At 71.3% G+C, this 22992-nt stretch carries 12 protein-coding genes; 5 read left to right on the top strand and 7 right to left on the bottom strand.

Annotation, left to right across the window (positions count from 1 at the left end):
* The first annotated feature begins 8 nt into the window (after positions 1-8).
* Together ACFWIW_RS38855 and ACFWIW_RS38850 are read left to right on the top strand one after the other, a co-directional pair.
* Positions 9-9620: a toxin glutamine deamidase domain-containing protein gene (locus ACFWIW_RS38855; protein WP_378373064.1), complete on the top strand. Its 9612-nt coding sequence runs from the start codon at positions 9-11 to the stop codon at positions 9618-9620.
* On the top strand, positions 9620-11677 hold the full coding sequence (locus ACFWIW_RS38850; protein WP_378373063.1) for a YrhB domain-containing protein: 2058 nt from the start codon (positions 9620-9622) through the stop codon (positions 11675-11677). The genes ACFWIW_RS38855 and ACFWIW_RS38850 overlap by 1 nt, the downstream gene beginning before the upstream one ends.
* On the opposite strand, the gene ACFWIW_RS38845 is transcribed toward ACFWIW_RS38850, so the two are convergent.
* The 5 genes from ACFWIW_RS38845 to ACFWIW_RS38825 form a co-directional block, all read right to left on the bottom strand.
* Positions 11659-12840 (bottom strand): DUF6177 family protein, encoded by a 1182-nt coding sequence (locus ACFWIW_RS38845; RefSeq protein WP_378373062.1) that lies wholly within the window; start codon positions 12838-12840, stop codon positions 11659-11661. The two genes, ACFWIW_RS38850 and ACFWIW_RS38845, sit on opposite strands and share 19 nt — an antisense overlap.
* The gene (locus ACFWIW_RS38840; RefSeq protein WP_378373061.1) at positions 12825-13181 is read right to left on the bottom strand and encodes a hypothetical protein; all 357 of its coding nucleotides are present in this window, start codon (positions 13179-13181) and stop codon (positions 12825-12827) included. The genes ACFWIW_RS38845 and ACFWIW_RS38840 overlap by 16 nt, the downstream gene beginning before the upstream one ends.
* A 63-nt stretch (positions 13182-13244) precedes the next feature.
* A complete protein-coding gene (locus ACFWIW_RS38835; protein ID WP_378373060.1) occupies positions 13245-13907 on the bottom strand; it encodes a winged helix-turn-helix domain-containing protein in 663 nt (220 codons plus the stop codon).
* Positions 13908-13916: 9 nt separating this feature from the next.
* A complete protein-coding gene (locus tag ACFWIW_RS38830; protein WP_378373059.1) occupies positions 13917-15575 on the bottom strand; it encodes a right-handed parallel beta-helix repeat-containing protein in 1659 nt (552 codons plus the stop codon).
* The gene (locus tag ACFWIW_RS38825) at positions 15575-16228 is read right to left on the bottom strand and encodes a LuxR C-terminal-related transcriptional regulator (RefSeq protein WP_378373058.1); all 654 of its coding nucleotides are present in this window, start codon (positions 16226-16228) and stop codon (positions 15575-15577) included. The genes ACFWIW_RS38830 and ACFWIW_RS38825 overlap by 1 nt, the downstream gene beginning before the upstream one ends.
* Before the next feature lie 159 nt (positions 16229-16387).
* Between ACFWIW_RS38825 and ACFWIW_RS38820 the strand changes: the two genes are divergently transcribed.
* Positions 16388-17053 carry a response regulator transcription factor gene (locus ACFWIW_RS38820; protein ID WP_378373057.1) on the top strand — a complete coding sequence of 222 codons (666 nt, stop codon included), beginning with the start codon at positions 16388-16390 and terminating at the stop codon, positions 17051-17053.
* Positions 17050-18303, top strand: coding sequence for a sensor histidine kinase (locus ACFWIW_RS38815; RefSeq protein WP_378373056.1), 1254 nt, complete (start codon positions 17050-17052; stop codon positions 18301-18303). The genes ACFWIW_RS38820 and ACFWIW_RS38815 overlap by 4 nt, the downstream gene beginning before the upstream one ends.
* A 222-nt stretch (positions 18304-18525) precedes the next feature.
* Here the strand turns inward: ACFWIW_RS38815 and eccB are convergent, their stop codons facing one another.
* Positions 18526-19959, bottom strand: a complete 1434-nt coding sequence (gene eccB, locus ACFWIW_RS38810) for a type VII secretion protein EccB (RefSeq protein ID WP_378373055.1) — start codon at positions 19957-19959, stop codon at positions 18526-18528.
* A 4-nt stretch (positions 19960-19963) separates the two neighbouring features.
* Entirely contained in the window at positions 19964-21346 is a 1383-nt protein-coding gene (gene eccD / locus ACFWIW_RS38805; protein WP_378373054.1) for a type VII secretion integral membrane protein EccD, read from the bottom strand.
* A gap of 102 nt (positions 21347-21448) precedes the next feature.
* On the opposite strand from eccD, the gene ACFWIW_RS38800 reads away from it, so the two are divergent.
* Positions 21449-22849: a serine/threonine protein kinase gene (locus tag ACFWIW_RS38800; protein ID WP_378373053.1), complete on the top strand. Its 1401-nt coding sequence runs from the start codon at positions 21449-21451 to the stop codon at positions 22847-22849.
* Positions 22850-22992: the final 143 nt, after the last annotated feature.

Below are 22992 nucleotides of genomic sequence, written 5' to 3'. Positions count from 1 at the left end.
CGGCGAGTATGGCCGACGGCGACGTCCAGCAACCCGACTGCGACCTGTGGGACGCGGTCCGCGCACTGCTGCCCGCGAGCGCCGGATGGCCGCCGGACAGCGAAACGCTCGCCGGGCACCAGTCCGACCAATGGACCAAGGCCAAGGACGTCTTCAACGCCTCCATGGACATCGTCGACTCGGCGGCGGCGAAGATCCACCCGCCCGGCGGCGACGGCGGAACCTGGCCGGACCCGGCAGGCGGCTTCATGCAGCGCGTCATCGCGAAGGCGAACGGCAAGGAGGGCTTCCGGCAGATCGCCGACGCGATGGCAGGCATGGCGTCCGAGTACCACCTCTACAAGGAGATCCTCAAGAGCGCCAAGACGACGATCAAGGACTACGTCGAGGACCTGAGCTGGCAGTACACCGCGATGGGCTTCGGCATTCCGCGACAGGCGAAGCGCAACCAAGAGGACTTCGCCAGGGGCGTGGCTTCCAACGTCCTGAAGATGATCGAACAGCACGCCGGATGGCTCAAGGACCCGAGCACCATCCCGCAGCCGGAGGAGCCCAGCAACAATCCCTTCAGCGGGCTGTGGGATTCGGCGAAGGATCAGGTCAAGGCGCTCGCGGGACTGTTCGGCCGCGGCGAGGACGGCAGCTGGTCGGTGTTCAACGCCCAGGTGGCGTGGGGCCATATGGACAAACTCGTCGCCGGGCTGGCGTTGTACTCCCTGCCCGGCGGTCTCGGCATGCAGATCGACAACCGTCTGCTCGACGGTGTGCTGGGCGAGTACCTCGCCGACGCGGGCAAGGCTTTCGTCGACTACGAGAACTGGGACAACGCTCCCTTGCACGCCGTCGGTTACACCGCCGGCATGGTCGCCGGGCTGCTCGGCCCCACCCGGGGTGTCGGCGCCGCGGTCAAGCTCGCCGGAAGAGGACTCAAAGCCCCGAAGGTCGTCAAGTTCGGGGAGGGTATCCAGAAGGCCACGCTGACCAACGGAGTCGTCAAGTCCATCGGCAAACTCGACGAATCCCTCAAAGCGCGGAGGATCGCGAAGGGGGACGAGTTCGCACTGCACCCCAGCGTCACCCCCGAAGTCGCGCGGTTGATCCACGACCGTCCCGCGCAGCCCCACCCCGCGAGCCCGCACGGCCCCGGCACCCCGGAACCGCACGGCCCCGGACCCGCCAAACCGCACTCCACGCAGACGCCGCATCCCGAAGCCCGGCCCGAGCCCACTCCACCGCGCGACGGGAACCCGCCGTCGAACCCGCCGGTGCGGGAACAGCATTCGCCGCCGCCCGGCGGTCACGGCGAACGGCTCGCCGGTGAGACCCCGCGTGCCGAACCGCGGGCCCCGCACGGCGACCAGCCCCCGGTGGCCAAGCACGACGGTCCCGAGGGACTCAAACGAGAGCCGGGCCCTTCCGCCACCGAACCACCCGCCGCCCGCCACGATCCTTCCCCGGAAACCCCCGAACCGCGGGAGCCACAACCACATCGGAACGCTCTCGGCGACACACCGTCGCCCGCCGGGGACCACGCGCTCGGCGCCGAAGGCCGGCCGTCGGGCCACGGGGCCGAGACCGCGCACACCCGAAATGCCGACGCACCGTCGAGCGCGCCGGGCCGGGAGGCGCCCGCCGTCACCCCGCCACTGCACACGACCGTGGCGGATTCCCCGGCCAACACGGCGAAACGGGCCGACACGGGCGGGCCGGAACGCGGGACGCCCGCCAAGCCGTCCGCGGAGGAGATCAGGCGGCTGCTCGACGAGCGCGAGATGGCCCGGCTGATGCGAAAGTTCGACGAGGAATTGCAGAAAGCGGACGGAGGCGTCGTCTACCCGGACCACGTCGTCAAGGACTGGGTCCGGTACGCGGCGCATTCCGAATCCGTCCGGGCCGGGCACGGCACGCCCGGCGAGCCGCCGGCCCGCCCCCGGACGGGGCTCCGTTCGGACGAAATACTCCGTCAACGCGGGGCACACCCCGAACCCGGAACCGGCGGCCCGCACGGCAACGACAAGAACCCGTCCCGGCGGCTCGGGCTCGACGAGTTCGCCAAGAAATATCATCCGAACGAGTACCGCAAAGCCCACGAGGACGGCGGCGGACCACCGGACGAAGGTCCATCCGGCTCGGGAACCGGGAATCCGGACCTGCCTTCGCCGGGACCGTCCGGCTCCGGGGGTGCCGCACAGGCCGAGGCCACGCGAGGCGGCGTCGCGCTCGAAACACGGCTGCCCGCCGTCGAAAAGGCTCCGCAACCGGCCGGCGCGCCCGCCGCGGCCAAAGCTCAGGTCGAAGCACCGAAGCCCGAGCCGCGGCCCGCTCAGCCCATCCCGAACAAACCGGTGATCCTCCGCCCGGACGGCACTCCCGAGCCCCTGCGCCCGATGACGGTGACCCCCGTGGAGATCCACCCGGATCCGGTCACCGGCCCGGGGAAGCCGGTCGATCCCGCCGTGCCCTCGCGGATGAACCCCGGGTGGGCCGAACCACCCCGGTTCGGCGATCCCGAGCGGCCTCGGGTCGGCGACCCCGAGCGGCCTCGGGTCGGCGACCCCGAGCAGCCTCGGGTCGGCGACCCCGAGCGGCCGGGTGTCGGCTGGCCGGACCGCCAGGTTCCGGGTGACCCGCCTGCCCGGCCCGATCGCGCGGGCGATCCTCCGCCCACCCTCCCCCGGACCTTCCCGCCCTCGGAGAAGCCCGAAATCCCGGCGCTCCCGAAGGTTCCGGAAATCCCGGAGCTGCCAACGGGACCGGAGATCCGGGAACTGCCCACGGATCCCGAAGTCCCGGTGGTTCCCGAAGGCGCCAGGATCGCCGAACTTCCGGCGGATCCCGAAATCCCGCTCCTGCCCAAGGAACCGGAGATTCCCTCGGATCCGCTTCAGGCCGTCCATGAGAAGCCTGCTCCCGGGTTCCGGCCATGGGACCGGTGGTACGACCCCGGGACGCGGGAGCCGTGGCCGCGACCGGAGGGTGTCCAGGAATATGTCGACGGCCTCGTCGAACGCGGTGCCCTGCGAGCGGAGGCCGAATCCGCCGCCCGCGAAGCGCGTCTCGACGACGTGGCGTTCGGGATCGGGAGTGACGAGGAGCTGTCTCCCGGGGAGCGGGCGAAAGCCGCGGCGATGGACGACTACGCCCCCGAACTTCCCGAGCTCCGCACCAAGCTGGACGAGGTGCGGGCGAACGACCCGGAGCGCTACGCCGGGCTGGCCGGATTGCTCTCCCAGCCCGGATTGTCGTTCGACAAGAGGCTCTTCTACGCGACGACGTTCCTCATGCCTCCCACGCAGGCGAACCTTCCGGCGCGGATCCGGTCCGCGGCGCCGTCGGTCCGGGACCGGCTGGAACGGGCCGTGGCCGACGGCACGATACCGCCCGAGGAGTTCCAGCGGCGGATGACGGCGTGGGCCGGCTTCGTCGTACGGGCCGACGGGCTGCGCGAATCGATCGACGAGGCGAACCGGACCGACGACGTGCGGCCGCTGATCGACGATCTGCGCGCGTTCAGCGAAGCCCTGCGCGAATACGCCGCAACGCATTCGGATTCCGCCGTCCCCGCGTGGCGCGAGGTCGTCCGGTTCGATCTGCTGGACCCCCATCGCCTGCGGACCCTCCGGCCGTCGGTCACCCAGGAGGGCCACTTCGACGTCGTGACCCAGGCGATCGTGGCGCATTGGTTCGACTCGATCTTCGGTGCGCCCGGACTGGACTACGCCGCCAGGGCCGCCGCGCTCGCGGTGCCGCTGGACATGGCGGCGCTGAAGCGGCGTTTCCCCGGTGTGGACGTCGACGAGGTCTTCGGGGACCTGGCAAGGGTCGACAACCCGCTCGACGGCGTGTTCATGACGGAAACCGGTACCGGGTTCCTCCGCCCTCAGCTCGGGATGACCGATTTCCTCACCACCATGCTGCACGAGTTCGCGGTGCACGGACTGCAGGATCCGGCTTCCGTCCCCGCCGTCGAAGGCGCCGCGGGGCTGTGGACCGACCTCCTGTTCCGCGTGGCTCACGAATTCCAGGGCCGGAGCGGGGAAATCCTCTTGACCGAGGCGATGCGCGCCGAGGCGGAGAAGTCGATCGTGCCACCGGAACTGCGCCGCGACGTGTCGGATCTGCCGCGATTGTCACCGGAGGCGCGGGATCCGCACCAGCTCGAACAGGTGATCCGGATCGAGGCCGGTGGCCTCACCCCCGAGCTCGAAGCGGCGCTGTTCCGGCAGCTGAGGGAAATCGGAGTCGGCCACGAACGCGATCTGGCCAAGATCCGTGACGCCATCGCGGGCGGCCCGAAGATCCGGAACCCCGTCGTCGAAGCCTTCGAGGCCGATCCGCACGGATTCACGACCAGGTATTCCCTGCCCAAGCCACCGGACGAGCCCGAACCGCCGGACGCGCCGTCCCCGGGTCCCGCCGATCGCCCGACCCCGCCTGGACCGGGGATGCCTCCGTCGGCGGTTTCGGCTCAGCCGGGCACACCCACGGATCCGTCCGGTCCGGTGACGCTCGGCGGGCGGCCGCGTCCCGGCCCGGATGTTCCCGCCCAGCGGCCCGGATCCGGGGCCCGGTCGAGTACCCGGCCGTCTTCACCCCTGCCACCGCCCGGAATCCCCTTCACCGTGTGGCGCGAACTGAGCGCCGCCGAACGGCTCGCGCTCGCCACCCTGCACTCCCGCGGGCTGAACGCGGCGGGCACCCTGGCGGCGACCGTCGCCAAGGTGCGGAACAAGGCGAAGCCCACCGTGATGCGGAAAGTCCCCCGGCTGCTGGGCAAAATGCCCGCGGACCGGCGCGCGGAGGTCGAAGCACGGCTGACCGGTTTCACGATCGAGGGACCGGCACCGTCGCTCCCCCCGCGCTACCTCGATCGCACCGGGGATCTCAGCGGTCCGGCCACCCTCACCGACGCCGACCACGTGAGTCTGGGCCGCGTCGCCACGCTCGACCGGGAGATCGGCCGGTCGTGGGCGAACCCGTGGCGACGGCGACGGCTGCTGGACGAGTTGAGCGGTCTCCTCGACGAGCTCGGCCTGAACCCGAACCACCGCGATTTCGCGCACCGGGCGGCCGCGCTGGAGAACCATCCGGCCGCACCGGTGGTGTGGCGGCGGCTCGGTCCGCTCGACGACCCGCACGGGCTCCCCGCCACCGCCGACAATCTCGTCACCCAGCTCAGCGGGACGATCATCCCCGGCACGGTCCCGAGCGCGGTGTTCATCGCGATGGGCAGCGTGCAGGCCGGTATCGCCTACACGCTGACGACCTTCCTCGCCGCGGTGACCGCCGGTCTGCTCACCCGGCGGCACGAGATCGGGGACGACGCGGCCATCGCCGCGCTGCGGAAGGAATTCGACGCCCTGCGGCAGTACGAGCAGGTCTTCATGCCGACCGATCGGCTACGCCTGCATCTGCGGCGGCTGGGACTGCCCGAAGAGCACGGCCCGGATCTGGCCGCGGTCGAAGCACCGAAAGACCCGAGCTCTCCCGGCACCCAGAAACTGCGGTACTTCTACCTGCGCTACGGCGTCCCACCGCTGACGGGGGTCGGCGTGGGCATGGCGCCGGTGCTGGAACTGGCGGCGTCGGCCCGGTGGGGGCTCGCCATCGGCGGTGGCGTGGCCGCCGTCGTGGCGCCGCTCCTCCAGTGGAAACGGGCGCGTGCCAAGGTGAACACCGAACTCCGGGCGGGTGAGCGCAACGCCCGCGCTCTCCTGACCGAGGCAAAACGCGCCGAGGACGCGGCCTACCGCGAACAGGTACGCGCGCTGAGCGGCCGCCCGGTCTCCGATCCGGACGCCCCCGGCCCCGCGCCGGGGCAGGTGGACCCGCACTTGCCGATGAGCGCCACCACGACCGAGGGTGTCGAAGGGCTGGTCCAAATCGGACGGAGGGTGGTGCCGCCGTCCCAGCCGAAACCCCTCGACCCGGACGCGGTGTTCAAGGTCACCCTCCACGAAGCCATGGTCGACTACGGCATCGCGAAGGCGTTGCTCGTCCTTCCCGCGATCCCGTTGGTCAGCCTCGCCGACAGAATCGAGATGATCAACAAGGTCGCCAGGACGGCCGTCGACAAACGGGCCAGATTCGATGCGGAGCAGGCGAAGGAACGAGAACTTCAAGCCACCCAGGTGGCCGCGCTGGAAGCCGCCCGTACCGCGGCGGCCGACGCGGTGGCACCACGTCCGGGCCTGCTCCGCCGGTTGTTCGGCGGCCCACCCGCCGGTGCGGCTCCGGCTCCGGTCCCGGCGCGCCCGGCGGCGACCGCGTCGCCTCTGTCGCCGATCCCCGCCGAGAGGCCGGGCTCGGTGACGAAGTCCGACTACAAGAACATCCAGCGCGCGCTGGCCGTCGTGGGCGGCTTCGGCTCGGCCGCCGTCGCGCTGGCACTCGGGCTGGACGTCGCCTACGCGGTCGCGGCGCTGACCGGGGTGGCCACCGGCGGCTGGGTCGGCCGGGACAAATGGCGGCATCGGCAGGTCGAACTGGCCGCGAGGAACAAGAAGGCCGACGCCGACGCGGTGACCGGCTTCGAGGACTTCGAACGGGACGCCACCGCGCTCGCCGACTTCCTCACCGAACGGCTGACCGATCCCCTGCTGTCGATCGCCGAAGACGCGACGCGGGCAGGCCGCCCGGATGTACTCGATCTGCTGGCGGACATCTGGGGAATGCTGACGAGGAACGTCGAGAGCGGGCCGGAGACGGCACCGGCGGCGACACCGTTCGACGACCTCGGACCGCTGCCGATCGAAGGGGACCGCTGGCACGATCCGGCGGTGCGGGACCGGGCGCTGGCCGCGCTCGAAGAGATCCGCCACTCCGCCACGGCCGAACGGCTCGGGCTGGCCGTCCGCTCCGGCGATTGGTCGACACTGCCGAAACGGCTCGGCCTGCTGGCAAGCGTCCTCGACCTCGCCGGCCGGGCGGTGACGCATCTCGGCGGCATCGGCGAGAACGGCGCCGGGCCGGTGCGGACGACGGTCGCCGCGCTGAACGACGCCATGCACGAATACCAGCTGAGCGGTCCGAGGTACCTCGAACCACCCGAGGCCGTCCAGGCGATCCGGGCGAAGCTGTCCGAAGTGGACAGTGCGGCCGCGCGCTATCTGGACCGGAGCGCCCCGACGTGGCGCCGTCCCCGCACCGCCGACATCCGGGCCGCGCTCGACGCCGTGGACGCGGCCGTCCAGCGGTACCATCAGTCGTCCGCCCCCGGCCATCACGCGACGGGCGACGAGGCCGCGGTGCACAAGGCCGTCGACCGCTACGCACGGCTGCGGGACCCGAACCGCCACGCGGCGTCCCCCGCCGTGCTGCGGGCCGCGGTCACCGAACTGCGGAACGCGATCGACCGGCACCGGCAGGAGACCGCGCCGGGCTGGCGCCGGCCGGAACCCGCCACCGCCGAAGTCACCGACGCGCTGACCGGATTGAAACACGCGATCACCCGCCATCACCAGCTCGGTGCCCTCCACCGGACGGACCCCCGGGCGGGGAACATCACCGCCGCGCTCAACGACATCGAGCGGATCATCGACCGCTACCGGCGCGAAAGCGCGCCGAAATGGCGCGAGCCGGACGGCCAGGACGCGAAACTCGGCCAGGTGCTCGGCGAACTGCACTGGGCCCTCCACCACTATTGGCTCGTCAGCGCTCCCCGTGGCCGCGCGTCCACCGGCTACGACAAGGCCTTGAAGGCGGCGGACAAGGACCTGAAGAAGGCGATCTACGCCGTCAAGAAGCTGAATGTCGCCGGGATGAAGGGAAAGCCCGTCGAGACGGCTCACCCGCCGGCCGGACACGCGCTGAGCACCGGGCAGGACGTCCACTACGCGCCGTCGGGAATGTCGGTCGGGCACGCGGCGGAGACGCACCAGGCACATCTGCGGACGATGCTCGCCAACAGGCCGGATCCCGCCCGGCCGTACGTGGTGACGGTGCACGACGACGGCGCCCTTCCCAGCCCCGAGGAACTCGCCGCCGCGACACTGCGCAGCGAGTACTACACACCGGGACGGCCGGTGCGGCTGCACTCCTGTCGTTCGGCGACGTGGGCGCGGCGGTTCGCCATCGCGCTGGGCGCCCCGGTGCTGGCCCCGGTCGCCGATCTGCACGTGCTGGGCCGCCGCACCGAACTGCCGGACGGCACGGTGCTGCCGTTCGGGCAGGAGGTCGTCGAGGGGTACGCGATCGGCGACGGCTGGGCGGAATTCCCGCCGAGCGGGAAGCGGCCGGTCCTGCTCCGCTCGGCGGCGGGCTCCCGCCCGATCACCCTCGACGAACTGAACGGCGCCAACCCGGTCGCGCTGGGGCGGCCCGACGATTTCGCGAACCTGTTCAGGAGCACACAGCTCCACGAACTGAGTTCCCTGCACGCCGGGACCGCGCGGCTGCGCCCGGCGGAGGTCGCGGCCTATCTCGAACGGTTCCATCCGCAGCTCGGCAAGGTCAATCCCGGGTTTCACGAGGAAGACGCGGTGCCCCTCGGGTACACGACGAACTGCACCCGTGCGGTGGTCTGGTACGAGCGCCGCCGTCGCGGCGAAGACGTCACCGCGCCGCCGCTGCGGCCGGAAGACGCCGCACTCGGAACCCTTGGTTACGTCTCCGACCGGCTCGGCGGCGAGTGGGACCACAGCCATGGCACCAGCTACGACAGCGTTATCTCCGCGATGCTGGACCGGCCGGTCGGCGCGATGGCCGTGCTCGCCGTCGACTCCAAAACCCCCAAGGGCACGGAGAACAAGCACGTCGCGCTGGTGAGCAGGGACCGGCACGGGATCGTTTTCCTCGATCCGCTGGACGGCGCGCTGCTGGAATTGCCGTTGAGGCCGACGAAGATCTCCCTGCTTCCGTACACGGACGCGAACACGCCGCCCGGGAATCTCCACCTGCCGGAACCGGCGAGAAGTCGTGAAGTGGGCGAGAAGATCGTCACGACGTCTCCTGACGGCGACGCCGTCTACCGATCACTGACGGAGTTGTCCTCCGAGTTCGGGTACAACGGGCATCCCGCCTATGACCGGTATCCGCCCTCCCCGGAATCCGGGCCGGAGGACGGCTCGGCGTTGTTCCGCGCGACGCCGCTCCATTCGCTGCCCGCGATGGACGCGGACACGGTGGACGGCCGCTGGAAGGAGGCCGTCGCGTTCATCATGGAGCACTTCCCCCAGCTGCCCGAGACCAATCCCGGCTACTACGCGGACTGGGCCGCCCAGCTCGGCTTCCAGACCAACTGCACGCGGGCCGTGGTCTATTTCGTCCGGCGGCTGCTCGGTGAGGACCTGACGGCACCGCCCGTTCCGGTGGAACTCAAGGACGACATCGCCACGCTGGCTTACGTGTCGGACCATCTCGGCGGGCAATGGACGGAAATCGAAGACGCCGGCTACGACAGTGTCATCTCGGCCATGCTGGCTCGTCCCGTCGGCATGCTGGCGGCGGTGAACTTCTTCTATCAGAAGGACAGGAAGACGACCGGATCGCATGTGGCACTGGTCGCCCATCATCCGGGCGGAGTCGTGTTCCTCGACCCGCTGACCGGCTGGCTGACCCTGCTGGAGGAGATGCCGTTGCAGATCCTGCTGCTCCCCTTCCCCGGAAAACGAGGTGTCTAGTGCAGGCGCACGAAGCGGCCGCCAAGGTCGAGGAATGGCTGCGCACCGGCGGCGAGTACGCGGTGCGGGTCGATCACGCGAACATCCTGCGCGTCCCCGAGGGGTGGTTCGTGCCTTACGACACGATCCGCGCGCTGGACGGCGGCGACCGGCTGGCCTCACTGGTGCCGAAACCGGCGCTGATCGTGCGTGAGGACGGGGAATTGCGCCGTCCGGACACCGGCCGGGAGGGGACCGGACCGAGCAGCCCGGTACCGGTGGCGGGTGAGGACGACTGGCGGGAGATCCTGGAGCCGGAGTTCCGCCGCAGCGGTGTCGCGTATCTCGGTGTCCCCGCCCAAGCGGTACTGGCGTGGCGCAAATACGCTCCCGACGGCTCCGCGACCGGCGAGATCCGGGCCAATCCGGACTACCGGCCCGGTCCGGAACGGCTGGGGTACCCACCCATGGACACCCCGGCGGACCGCCTCCTCGGTCAGCTGGCCGCGAAACGGTACGACCGCGCGCGATATCTCGCCGGTCTGCTGTGCGCGGAGGTGCTTCTCCCGCTCGACTTCCGGACCGAGACGGTGCTTCCCGCGCTCTGGCAGGAAGAACCGCGTGCGCTGCGGGTCTTCGGTTCGCGACGGCGGTTGCCACCCGGGACGGAGAAGTGGTTGCGCCTGGACGTCCTTTCGTTCGTCCGCGAGTTCCCCGGAGTCGGTTTGTCGATCAATCCCGGTTCGTCCCCTTCGGATACCGTCGACGCGGCCGAACTGGCGGACGCCGTGACGCGGTGGCCCGATTTCCTTGCCACCACCCGGGAAGTGGAGGTCTCACCGGAGTATTCGGAGTCCGTGCTGGTCGCGGCCGAGCGGATCAGGACCGGACTGGGGCTCGCCGAACCCGTCACCGGGCTGGCGGAAGCCGCCGCCAAGGCACGGTCGGCCGGTTTCGAGCTGTCGGAGCGGGAATGCGAGCTGTTCGTCCTCGGCAGGGCGTGGGAACTGCGCAACGCCGATCCCGCCGGACGGCAGTGGCCGGACGACCTCCACGCCAACGGGCTCGCCGCCGGATACGACGAGGCGGGCCGGATCCGCCCGCACGCGGCGACCTTCGGCAAGTTCTTCCGCCATGCGGCGGACGAGGGCGAGTCCGCGTGGCATCGCGTCGCGGGAGCGTTCGCCGGGTTCGCCCTCGGCGAGTCGCTCGGCTCGGCGGTGGACACGCTCACCTGGGCGGAGATCGTGGCGCGCTTCGGCGAGAACGGGATCACCGGGCCGCCCGGAGCCGTCCGGATCGGCCCGCTCACCCGGCGGTTGCTGTTCTGCACGGAGGGCCTGCTGCGAGCGCTGCCCGTTCCGTACCGGGGTGCGGTGCCGAGCGGGCTGATGACCGTCGGCGTGCGGGCAAGGCGGCGCGAACAGGACGGCTGGCTCAGCCGTGTCCCGGAACTGCGCGCGATCCCGCCGGAGGCGCCGGTTCCCGGTGACGACGCCGGTTTCCTCGTGCCGGGCATCGTGGCCGCGCTGTGCGGTCGGACGGCCCCGCGCGTCGCCCGGCTGCTGGTCTCCGGCGACGGCGCCGACGAGGTGACCGCCGAGGCCGCCGCCGCGGTGGCGGACCTGTTCGCCGGGCTGTTCCAGCGCGAACCCGCGCCACCGCACGTCCTCGCGCGACGGCTGATCGACTCGGGCACGACGACCGGGCCGGTGGCCGGGGCGCTGGCCGCCGCGCTGGACGCCGGCTTCGGCGACGGTCATCCCTCGCCGGTGGCGGGCACTTCCGCCGTGGACACCCTGGGACAGTCCATGACCGCGGTGTTCCGGCATTTCTTCGATCCACAAAGGACGATGCTGGCCGCGGTCAACCACTCCGGCCGCGGCGCGATCACCGGTGCGCTCGCCGGAGCCGTCGCCGGTTCGCGAGCCGGGATCCCCGGGCTGCCACCGAACTGGCTCGCCCGGTTCGCCGCGCGCGACCTGGTCGAGACCGTGGCGGGCGACGCCTTCCGGCACTTCTCCGCGCATCCGCCGTCCGCGGAGGAATGGGCGAAGCGCTATCCGCGAGATCTGTAGAGCGGTGCGGCCGATGGGGTGGGCGGTCCGCTCGTGGCCCGTCGGCGTTCATGTCGCGAAAGCCACTTTCGCGACATACGCCCACGAACCCGGGCAGGCCGCCGACGTTGCGAAAGCCACTTTCGCAACGTTGAAGGTTGGGAAAGTGGCTTTGGGCAAGGCCCACTAGCCCACCAACCCCCCGCACCGGCCCCATAAGCCCTGGAGGTGTCCGGCAAGCCGAAGTGCCGCAGGAGATCGGCCAGCTGCTCGTACGGTGGCCGCGAGCCGCCGTCGAACGTGCACCACGCGGCGGCCCCGAGGATCCCGGTCCGCGCGGCCGGGGCCCGCTCGGCGTGCTCCACCCCGCGTGCCGCGACGATCTCTTGTCCGGCAAGGAGCCCGTAAGGCAAAGCGGGACGGCTCGGCGCGCTGGAACGCGTACCGCCCCGCCTGCCGGGATGTACCGCGACGAGCATCAGCCGCGCGGTCTCGGCGACCTTCCCGGCGAGCGCGGCGACGTCGTCCGGGCGCACGGTCCCGGCCCCGGGGCCGCTGAGCAGCGTCTCCTCGACCAGGCCCAGATCCGCGGGCGAGACGCGCAGCTGTCCCGTCATTCCGGGGCCGACCACGACGAGCTGGGTGTGTCCCGGCGCCCGCTTCCGGCAGTATTCGGTGACCTCCTCCGCCGACCAGGGCCGGGTGGCGGGCTCGGCGTTCCCCCAACCGCTCGGCGCTTCGCCGGTCAGTGCGCGCATCGCCGCTTCGACGGCGGTCCCGAGCCGGAGCGCCTCCCCCGCCGGATGCACGACGCTGATCCGCGTCTCGAGATCACCGGAGCCGAGGTCCGGCTCCACCGGCAGGGCGGCCCGCCTGGCGGGATCGCGGGCGAACCGCGTTCCGGTCCAGCTCATCGGGACGCCACGGATCCCGTCACGGTAACGGTCGGCGTCCTCCTGCACGATCCACTCGGCCGCGGCGTCGGAGAGCAGCAGCTCCATCGGGTAGGTGAGCCGGCTTTCCGCCGGCGTGAGCAACTGGAGGATCCTCTTGCCCCGCGACGCGGTCCGCGCCGCGTCGATCACCCACGAGGAAGCGGGCACGACACCGCGGGACTGCTCGACGATCAACGCCTCCGAGGTGGCCCGATCCGCGGCCGGATGCCCGGTCACCTGCTCGACCACGACAATCCTCCCGTCCCGCCCACCAGCGCGTCGGTGAACGCCCTCGCGACGGCCTCCGCCTCGGGGTCGTTTTCGGGAGCGCGGCTCTCCACCCACCACACCGGATGCGGTACCTCGGTTTCGCCGCCGATGCCGAGCACCCGCCGTACCTCGCCGGGGACGCCGACCAGCCGGGTTTCCTCGATGCTCAGCAGCAACCGGCCGTCGGGATGGCACAGCTGTACCAACGGCCGCCCCTTCGCCCTGGACACGGTCAGCCCGCCGCTCAGCGGCAGGACCGCCTCGATGGCGGCCGCCGGATCCGGCCGTTCCGCGCAGAGACCGATGATGTCGAAGGTCACGAAGTGATTAGACGGCCGCCAGGACGGCCGTGACCGCCGCTGGCCGGAACCTGCCGCTCCTGGTCAGAGCGGCGCCATCCGGTACCCCGAGCCCCGGACGGTGTGGATCAGCGGCGGATCCTTCAGTTTCCGCCGCAGCCGGGCGATCACCACGTCCAGCACGTTCGACGCCGGATCCGCCATCTCGTCCCACGCGTACCGGATGAGCTCCCGTCGCGAGACCGGCCGTCCGGTCGCGGCCATCAGCCGTTCCATGACGAGATACTCCTTGCGGGTCACGGTGAGCAGGACGCCCGCACGGGAGATCTGGTGCCTGCCGGTGTCGAGTTCGACGTCGGCGCAGCGCAGGATCACCGCCTGCCCGGCCATGTCCCGGCGGCACAGGCTGCGCACCCGCGCGATCAATTCCGGCATCGCGAACGGTTTGACCAGGTAGTCGCCGCCGCCGACGCGCAGCCCGTCGATCCGGTCGGCGACGCTGTCGCGCGCGGTCAGGAACAGCACCGGCATCGGCCAGCCCGCGCCGCGCCGGTTGCGGACGTACGCCAGCGCGTCGCCCGAGGGCAACATCCGGTCGAACACCGCGCAGTCGTAGGCGTTCACCATCAGCGCCTCGTCGGCACCGGGCAGATCCGCGGCGGTGTCCACCGCGAAACCGTCCCCGCGCAGCGCGAATTCCAGCGCCACCCGCAAATTCTCGTCGTCCTCGGTCACCAGCACCCGCACACCGGAACGTTATCGCGTGATCGCCACCGCCACGTCGGCCACGTGCAGCCCGCGCAGTTCTTCGACGGTCGGCATCCGGCCCAGCAGCCGCAACCGTTGCGATTGCGCCTTGCGCGCCCCTTCGAACAGACGGCGCGCGTCCCGCGCGTTGCCGAAGTTGACGTCGCCGGAAACACGCTCGAAGTGCTCGGTCAGCACCGGGGCGGCACCGGGATCGAGTTCGTAGTCGCCCGCGGTCACCATGCGCCCGAAGATCGAGAGCAGCTCGCCGGGACTGTAGTCCTCGAACTCGATCGTCTTGCCGAACCGGGACGCGAGACCGGGGTTGGCGGCGAGGAAATCGACCATCTCGCCGGTGTACCCGGCCGCGATCACCGCCACTTCGTCGCGATGCTCCTCCATCAACGGGACCAGGGTGTCGATCGCCTCCTGGCCGAAGTCGCCGCCCGAACCGGCGAGCCGCGAAAGCGTGTACGCCTCGTCGATGAACAGGACACCGCCCTTGGCCTCCTCGAACACGGTGGCGGTCTTCTCCGCGGTATGCCCGATGTACTGCCCGACCAGATCGCGGCGGGAGACCTCGCGGAACTGCCCGCGCGGCAGGATTCCCAGCGCCTTCAGCAGTTTCCCGTAGATCCGGGCGACCGTGGTCTTCCCGGTACCCGGCGCGCCCGCGAAGATCAGGTGATGCGCGGCGGCGCCGATCGGCAGCCCCGCCCGGCGGCGCCATTCGTTGACCTGCAACTCGTCGACGAGCGCGCGTACCTCTTCCTTCACCCCGGGCAGGCCGATCATGGCGTCCAGTTCGGCCAGCATCTCGTCGAGTTCGAAGTCGCCGGAGCCACCGCGTCCCGCCGGATCCGCCGCCGCGGTGACGGTGGCGGTCGCGCCGTCGGCGATCACGATCCCCGGTTCGGCGGTGCTCTCGACCCGGCAGGCGGTGACGGAACCGCCGCAGCCGGCGCCGAACACGATCCCGGAACCGCCCACTTCGCGGACGGTGCACCGCTTCAACACGGGCGTGCTGTGATGCGCCACGGCGATGCCCTCGTGGCCCGCGTTCGAAATCGCGCAGCCTTCGATGACGGGCCGGGCGTACTGGTAGACGTAGAAACCACGCAGCCCGCAGCCGGTCACCGTGCAGTTGCGGACCACCGGGTCGGCGCCCGATCCGATGGTGATCCCGTCGCCGGTCACGTCTTCGACCGTCGTGTCCTCGATCCTGCCCGGTGCGCCGTCGACGGCGATCCCCTGCTCGGCCGCCGAGATGACACAGCCCGTCAAGGTGAAGGCCGCGGTCCCGCGGAGGGTGACCGCGGGGCCGCGGCCGCCCGAGACGGTGCAGCGGTCCATGACCAATTCGGTGTCGTCGGCGACGACCGCGGACGACGTGTCGGCCAACAGCTCCAGCCCGTCCAGGACGAGCCCTCCGCCGGTGGCACGGACGACCGGCCGGTCCGCGCCGCGGCCGTCGATGACCACGCTGGCCCCCTTCGCCGCGGCCAAGGTCACCCGGAGACCGGCCAGTTCGACGGTCTCCGCGTATTCGCCGCCCCCGATGGTGATGACGGCGCCGTCGGAGGCGTCCGCCAGCGCGTCGCCGATGGTCGGGTACGCGCCGGGCCGCCGGGCCACCAGCAGGACACGGCCGGGAGTCGAGGTGGTCATCAGCCCGCCTTCGCCATCAGCCAGCCACGGTCGACGGCCTTGGCGCCCGCCTGGAACCGGCTGCGGGCGCCGAGCCGGTTCATGATGTCGGCGACCATCCGGCGCACCGTGCGCACGGAGACGCCGAGCCGGGCGGCGGCGGATTCGTCGGTCGTGCCGGAGAAGAGCAGCGTCAGCAGTTCCTGTTCGCGGCAGGTCAGGATCGAAGCGTTCTCGGATTCCGGGAGATCCAGCGGGACGAGCGGGGCGGCGGACTGCCAGATCCGCTCGAACAGCCCGACCGTCGCGGTGACCACACCGGGCAGCCGGAACACCGCGGAACCGGCCTGCCTGCCTTCCGCCGGAAGGACGACCGAGGTCCGGTCGATCACCAGCGCGTCCATCGGGACCTCGGCGTCGGTCCGCACCTCGGCACCGGCTCGCGACAACCGGTTCAGCGCGCCGGACATCCGCGCGGAGTCGGGGAAGAGCACCTTGTGGCGTACGCCGGGGCGGACGTTCGCGAGCGCGATCCGCTGGAACGCGGTGTCCGTTCCCGTGCTCATGACGAGCACCTCGCCGGTCGCTTCCGCGAGCAGTTCGCCGAGCCCCGCCCGGTCGCCGCCCGGGCCCGTTCCCGTGACCAGGCTGAGCTGGCCGGTCTGCACGGTCATCGCAGGTACCTCCCTCTTCCCCCGGCGCGGTGCCGCCGACGACGTCCTGTTCATGCCAGTTCCCCGCCGCCCGGGCGGCCACGGGCACCCGACGCGTTAGCGTTCAGGGGCACCGGGAACTGCACGCGTCTACTTTCGCTGTCCGAACATGAGGTTTTGATGACACGGGTGATGGTCGTCGAAGACGACGGGAATCTGCGGCTCGCACTGGTCACGCAGCTGCGTGCGGCAGGCTTCGTCGTCGACGAGGCGGGCGACATCGCGACCGCGGACCGGTCGCTGCGCGGATCCCACCACGACTGCGTGGTGTTCGACCGGATGCTGCCGGACGGCGACGCCATCGAATACGTGCACATGCGACGGCAGCTGGGCTGGCGGGCGCCGGTGCTGTTCCTCACCGCCCGCGACGCGCTCGCCGACCGGGTGGCGGGTTTCGAGCACGGCGGCGACGACTACCTCGTGAAGCCGTTCGTGATGGCCGAGCTGACCGAGCGGGTGGCGAACCTGTGCCACCGGTCGGCGTTCGACCGGCCCTCGGTGCTGCAGCACGAAGACCTGGTGATGGACTGCGCGCGGCGTGAAGTGCGCCGCGCCGGTGTGCTGCTCACCTTGACCAACAAGGAATACGCGGTGCTCGAATACCTGCTGACCAGGGCGGGCCTGCCCGTGCAGCGGGCCGATCTGATCGAGCACTGCTGGGACGCGCAGGCCGATCCGATGTCCAATGTGGTCGATGTGGTGGTGAAGCGGTTGCGCCGCAAGCTGAAGGAACCCGAACTGATCCACGCCGTCCGCGGCCTCGGCTACCGGCTGGGCGCCCGGTGAACACGCACTCCTCGGCCGACCGGCTGCGCAGGCTGCGCTGGACGCTGACCGCGTTGTTCACCGTGATGAACACGCTCGGTTTGGTCGTCTTCGCTTGGCTGCTCATCGACGAGGACGGTGACCAGGGCGAGGAACGGATCGACGCGGCGCTCACTCAGGTCACGTCTTCGGTCAGCAGGCTGGTCGAATTCGACGGCACCGTCGGCTTCGGCCTGGTCAACACCGACGTGCTGAACGACCGCTGCCCCCAGTTCGCGATCCTGTCCGGCGGGGCACCCGCGTTCCAGCCGCACTTCTCCCGCGCGAACTGCGTGCCGATGAGCGCGCAGCTGTTGAACGGTCTGGCGACCGAGGCGGTGAAGAGCGGCAAACTGCTGCAGGGGCACCAAAAGGCGACCGACGGCGCGATGGTCAAGGTCCGCGCCGAACCGCTGCGCGACAGCGACGGCAAGACGTTCGCGGCCGTCGTCGCCGTGCAGTCCACCGAGGCCGAGGACGCCGCGCACACCCGGTTCACGCTGCTGGTGATCGGCGGCACCGTACTGCTGGTCGCGATCCTGGGCTTCGCGGGCCACCTGCTGTCCGGTCGCTCGATCCGCCCCGCGGCCGCTGCCTTGCAGCAGCAGGAGGTCCTGCTCGCCGAAACCGCGCACGACCTCCGCACCCCGGTCGCCGCCCTGCGCGCGCTCGCCGAAACCGCGATGGCCAACCCCGCGCAGTCCGCGGAACTGTTGCCGCGCACCGTCCGGCTCGCCGCGAGAATGGGCGGGATCATCGACGACCTGCTCGTCCGCGCCCGGCTGGCGGCGGGTGTGGAACAGCTGAGCATCCAGCCGATCTGGCTCGATCAGCTGGTGGTGGGCATCGTCGAGGACACCGCGACCGACGGCGCCGAGGTCACCGTCACCGCCGCGCCCACGAAGGTCGACGCCGACCCCGCGCTGCTGCAACGGGCGATCGGCAACCTCCTCGACAACGCGATGCGCTACGGCCGCCACCCGGGCGCGAAGGCGTTCGTGCACCTGACCGTCGCCGGCGGCACCGTGACCGTCGCCGACCACGGCCCGGGGATCGACGCGACGCTGGCGGGCGACGCCTTCGACCGGTTCGCCAGCACCGGCGGGTCTTCGGGGCTCGGGCTGTCGATCGTGCGGTGGGTCGCGCAGGCGCACGGCGGCACGCTCGCGGTGTACAACGCCGACGAGGGCGGCGCGATCTTCGAACTGCGGTTCCCGGTCAGCCCGAACTGATCCGACGAAGGGAGCCTTCACGTCGTTTCACTTCCCGGCACCTGGCGTGATTGAGGAGCGAACTCGCGTGATTGAAGGAGCGAACTCGCGTGATTGGAGGCGGAACACGCTGAGACCGGATCCGCATCATGTGTTCCGCCTGCAATCACGCGAGTCCCGCCTGCAATCACGCGAGTTCCGCCTCCAAGCACCCGTGTCCCGTGCCGGGACACGGGGATCCGATCAGCCGCCCAGGGTCTGGCGTCGCGCGGCGGCCGGGTCGAGGCTCGGACCCTCGGGCAGCCGCGCCACCAGGCCGGCGGGCAGCCGCACCGGACGCGCCGACGGGTAGCCCAGCATCTTCAGCACGTCGGGCGAAGCCAGCGGATAGCGGCGCCCCATGTCGGTCACGACGGTCAGCGTCCCGGCGGGCGCCTGCGCGGAAGGCATCGCTTCGACGACGATCGCGCTGCCGGGCGGCACGTGGACGCGGTCCGCGAGCGGGGTCCCGGAGGCGGTCCGGCGGGCGGTGGTGGACATCGGATCCGCGGGCGGCATCGCCGGATCGACGGTAAGGCCCGGCGCCGCGGCACCGTCGCCGAAGGTCGCGCACACGGTGGTGTCCTGATCGCGCAGGCGCGCGATGGCCGGACGCGTGGCCGGTGCGGCGCCCGCGTCGGCCCGGACGGGGTCCAGTTGCCGGGACATGGTCGCCAGCGAAGGCGGCAGCGGCACGGTTTTCGGTTCGCCGCCGGGATAGGCGGCGAGCATCTGGGCGCTCGCGCGCTGGACGTCGTACTGCAGTTCGCTGATCGGCCGCAGGGCGTCGCGCTCGGCCAGATAGTGCTGCTGTCCCCCGCCGGAGGTCCGCACCATCAGCAGCATCCCGTTCCGGATGTCGGTCCGGCCCGGCACCGCGGTGGACACCTCGCCGGCCGCCGCGACCGGCAGCGGTCCGATCGGCGTGCCTTCGGGGAGCACGTCGAGCCACGCCTGGCCGACCCGCGCCCACGGCTCGGCGGTCAGCGCGAGCCCGGTGCCGACGGCGCCGTAGTCGGTGATGCGGTGCCGGTGCCCGCGCCATACGACGAACCGGTCGCCGGTCGACGTCGATTCCACCAGCAGCGCCTGATCCGCCAGTTCCGCGCCACCCGACGGGGCGGCGCCCGCCAGCAGCACCGATTCCTCGATCCGGCTGCCCGCCAGATCGCTCGCGGGCGCGGAGCACAGCGACCACGATCCGGTGAGCAGTTTTCCGGGGCCGGGCAAGCCGTCCGGCGCGTCGGCTATACCGATCCGGGGCCCCCGCGGGACTCCGGCGAGTGATTCGCGCGAAACCCGTTCCGTGGTGCCGTGTTCGCCGAGCAGCAGCAGCGCGGACGCGTAGTTCGCGACGGGATGCAATCGTTCGTCCAGGTAGACGTACCTGGTCCCGCTCTCCTTCTCCACGATGACGGCGGCGTTCTTGCGCCAGGCGTTGTTCCCGCCGGGCACGATCATCCCGTAGACCCCGACGCACGCCAACGCCACGATCGCCAGTGCGACACCGGCGAAAGCGGCACCGGAGGGACGGCGGAACGGCGGCTGCTCCGGGTCGGTCTCCCTCGTCACGAGCGCGGAGATGGCGCGCTGCACCAGGAATTGGTACGCCTGCAGCTGATCCCGTTTGGACGCCATGGTTTCAGCCCCCCAGCCCGCGCACGTAGCCGTACAGGCCGAGCACCGAACACGCCACCGGGACGACGGCGATCGTCACCAGGATCTCGAAGTACTCGGCGATCCTGCCGAGATACGGGTTGGCGGCGCGGGTGCTCAGCACGACACCGGAGGCGATCACGCCCGCCGCCACCGCCAGCGACAACGGTCCGGCCAGGACGAGCAGCAGCGAGCGATCCGCCATCAGCGGGCCCGCCAGCAGGCATCCGGCGCCGAAGATCCCGGTCACCAGGATCGGCGTCCGTTGCCGCAGGATCGGGTACAGCCGCGCCCGCACCAGGAATCCGGCCGCGAGCAGGGCGACGAGGACGACCGCGGCCTCGCTGTCGCTGCGGATCAGCCACAGCTGGCAGTACATCGCGACGATCGCCGCCCCGCCCAGCATCCCGGTGAGCAGCGCGTCCGCTCTGGCGACGGCGGCGTGCACGAATTCGAGCGGTGGCTGGGGATCGTCGCGGACCAGATCCGCGGTCGACCTCGGCAGCACCGGCATCGGCACCCGGCCGAGCCGTAGCGACAGCGGCGCGAACGTGGTCGAGAGCACGAGCACCCCGCCGCCGATCACCGCCGCCGACCGATAGCCCGCCAGGTCGTCGAAGGTGGCCAGCCAGCCGCCGAGCACCCCCAGCAGGCCGACGGTGGCGGCCCCCGCGAACAGGGCGGGCGCGGCGGTCACCCCCAGCTGACCGACGACCGCCACGAGCAGCAGCGCCGCGCTCGCCAGCAGCAGATGACCGGCGGACAGCTCGCCGATCGGGTCGTCGCCCGCCAGCAGCAGACCGCCGCCGGCGAAGGCGAACGGGAGCGCGACGGCGGCGAGCACCGCCCCGGCCCCGGCGTCTCGCAGCGCCCGCGCGAGCAGCACACCCGCCGCCAGCAGCAACGCCGAGACCGCCAGCGCCCAGGAAGCCGGCGCCGTCCACGGCGGACCGGCGCGCAGGACCGCGAGCAGACCGAAGGACATCGCCACCGCGCCGGCGGCCAGCCCGGCCCACCGCGTATGCCGCGGCCCCCAGGCTTTGCCGGTGCGGCCGGAGCCGGTGGCGATCGCGTCCACGAGGTCGTCGTACTCGGGCTCCGGCCATTCGGCGCGGCGCGGCGTCAGATGGAGGATCTCCCCGTCCCGGACGCGGTGCGCACCCAGCGTCCGGTCCAGATCGAAGGCCGTCCCGTCGGCGCGGCGCAACTGCCAGCCGCCGCCGGCGACCCCGTCGTCCGCCATTCCTTCGCCCGCCCGCGCGAGCAGGCCGGGGAGGATTTCGGCGACGGACGCGTGTTCCGGCAGCGCCATGTCGATGCGCCGGTGCGGAGTGGTGATGGTGACCCTGACCAGGCCGGCAGTCTGCATGGGAAAAGGGTCGGCCAGCGACGGGCCCGCCGGGCACTGGCGGCAGGAACCTGCCGCCGGGAAAGTACTCCGGATCCGGACTTCTTGCGCGACAATGGGGTCATGAGCATCGAGACAGGGCTGCTCGCCCAGGGCCCCATCGCGACCGTGTACGCGGGCAAGGATCCCGCCACGGGCAAGGACTTCGCGATCAAGATGTTCCCCGGCACCTTCGACCGCGAGACTTCCGCGTGGCTCGAACGAGAGCGCAAGGCGCTCGCCGCCGTGCGCTCGACGCGTTCGGTTCTGCAGATCGACGACGTCCTGACCCTTCCCGACGGCCGGTCCGGTGTCCGTCGCGAACTGTGCGCGGGTTCACTGGCCGGTGTGCTGGATTCCGGTGCCCGGCTGGGTGTTCCGGACGTGCTCGCCCTCGGCGCCGCGATCGCGTCGGCACTCGCCGCGGCGCACGGCGCGGACGTCCTGCACGGCGGCGTGAGCCCGCACAACGTGTTGTACCGGGCGTCCGGCGAATTCGTGCTCGCCGACTTCGGAGTGGCCCTGCGAAGGCGTTTCCCGCGCGACCCGATGTACGCGGTCGAGTACACCGCCCCGGAAACCCTGCGCGACGACACGCTTTCCCCCGCGTCCGACCTTTATGGACTCGGCGCGGTGCTGTACGTCGCGTTGACCGGAACACCTCCGTTTCCCCGGCACACCGGGCAGCAGCCGGGCGAGCGGATCCTCCAGGTGCTGCGGGAACCGGTCGCGCCGATCCAGGTTCCTGGCGTCCCGGGTGAACTCGCCGCCACGATCCTGCGGTTGCTGGCCAAGGAACCCGCCGACCGGCCACAGGACGTCGCGTCGCTGGCACGGCTGTTCACGAAGCTGAGCCGTCCCGGTGGCGAGGTCGTCACCGGCGATTCCGGCGACCTGCCAAGCGAAGAAGACGTCGAAGTCGAATTCGACGACTTCGCCGACATCCACCGGCCCGCCGCCCCGGTCCACGCGGCCCCGGCGCCGGTCCAGGTGGTGCAGGCGCCGCCGAGGGGCGGCCGCACCCTGATCCGCGAATTCAGCGGTCCGCTCAAAACCGAACGCGGGCTCCCCTGGAAACCCGTCGCGCTGACGGGCGCCGGGGTGCTCGCCGCCGGGCTGGCCGTGCTGCCGCTGGTCCTCGGCCCGACGGAGATCGGCGGGCAGGCCGTCCCGGTGGCGGCCGCGATCCCGCCGCCCGCACCGGCTTCCGCGCCCGCGCCGGATGTCAAGCTGGCCCTCGCGCCGCCGAAGGACCAGAGCGATCACGTGCAGCTGACCTGGACCGCGGAAGGCGAACTGGACTTCGTCGTGATCATGGCAGGCGAGCGGATCGAGACGAAACAGCTCGTCGCCCACCGGCAGCGCAGCTTGGACGTCCCCGTCGACCCGGCGCGGCGGTACTGCTTCCAGCTCAGGGCGACCGACGGACGGCACATCTACACCACCGAGCCGGTCGCGATCCGCGGCGCCCGCTGCAACCCTTGAGCCGAAAGGGACTTTCGCGACGTCCTCGTGGCTCCCGGCGCATAGGTGGTGTTGCGAAAGCCACAATGGCAAAATACAAGGGTGGGTATATTGGTGTTGGGAACTAAAGGGGGGGGGGGTGTTGTGCGGGTTGTGGAGCGGGA

Origin of the sequence: Amycolatopsis sp. NPDC058340 (assembly GCF_042723975.1) — a bacterium.
Taxonomy (GTDB): Bacteria; Actinomycetota; Actinomycetes; order Mycobacteriales; family Pseudonocardiaceae; genus Amycolatopsis.
This window is presented reverse-complemented; position numbering and strand designations above follow the sequence as displayed.

Bases quoted from the DNA above. Each gene is read 5' to 3' on its own strand.
- eccB (WP_378373055.1), bottom strand. From the start codon at position 19,959: ATGGCGTCCAAACGGGATCAGCTGCAGGCGTACCAATTCCTGGTGCAG.
- ACFWIW_RS38820 (WP_378373057.1), top strand. From the start codon at position 16,388: ATGACACGGGTGATGGTCGTCGAAGACGACGGGAATCTGCGGCTCGCA.
- ACFWIW_RS38825 (WP_378373058.1), bottom strand. From the start codon at position 16,228: ATGACCGTGCAGACCGGCCAGCTCAGCCTGGTCACGGGAACGGGCCCG.
- ACFWIW_RS38855 (WP_378373064.1), top strand. From the start codon at position 9: ATGGCCGACGGCGACGTCCAGCAACCCGACTGCGACCTGTGGGACGCG.
- ACFWIW_RS38800 (WP_378373053.1), top strand. From the start codon at position 21,449: ATGAGCATCGAGACAGGGCTGCTCGCCCAGGGCCCCATCGCGACCGTG.
- ACFWIW_RS38830 (WP_378373059.1), bottom strand. From the start codon at position 15,575: ATGACCACCTCGACTCCCGGCCGTGTCCTGCTGGTGGCCCGGCGGCCC.
- eccD (WP_378373054.1), bottom strand. From the start codon at position 21,346: ATGCAGACTGCCGGCCTGGTCAGGGTCACCATCACCACTCCGCACCGG.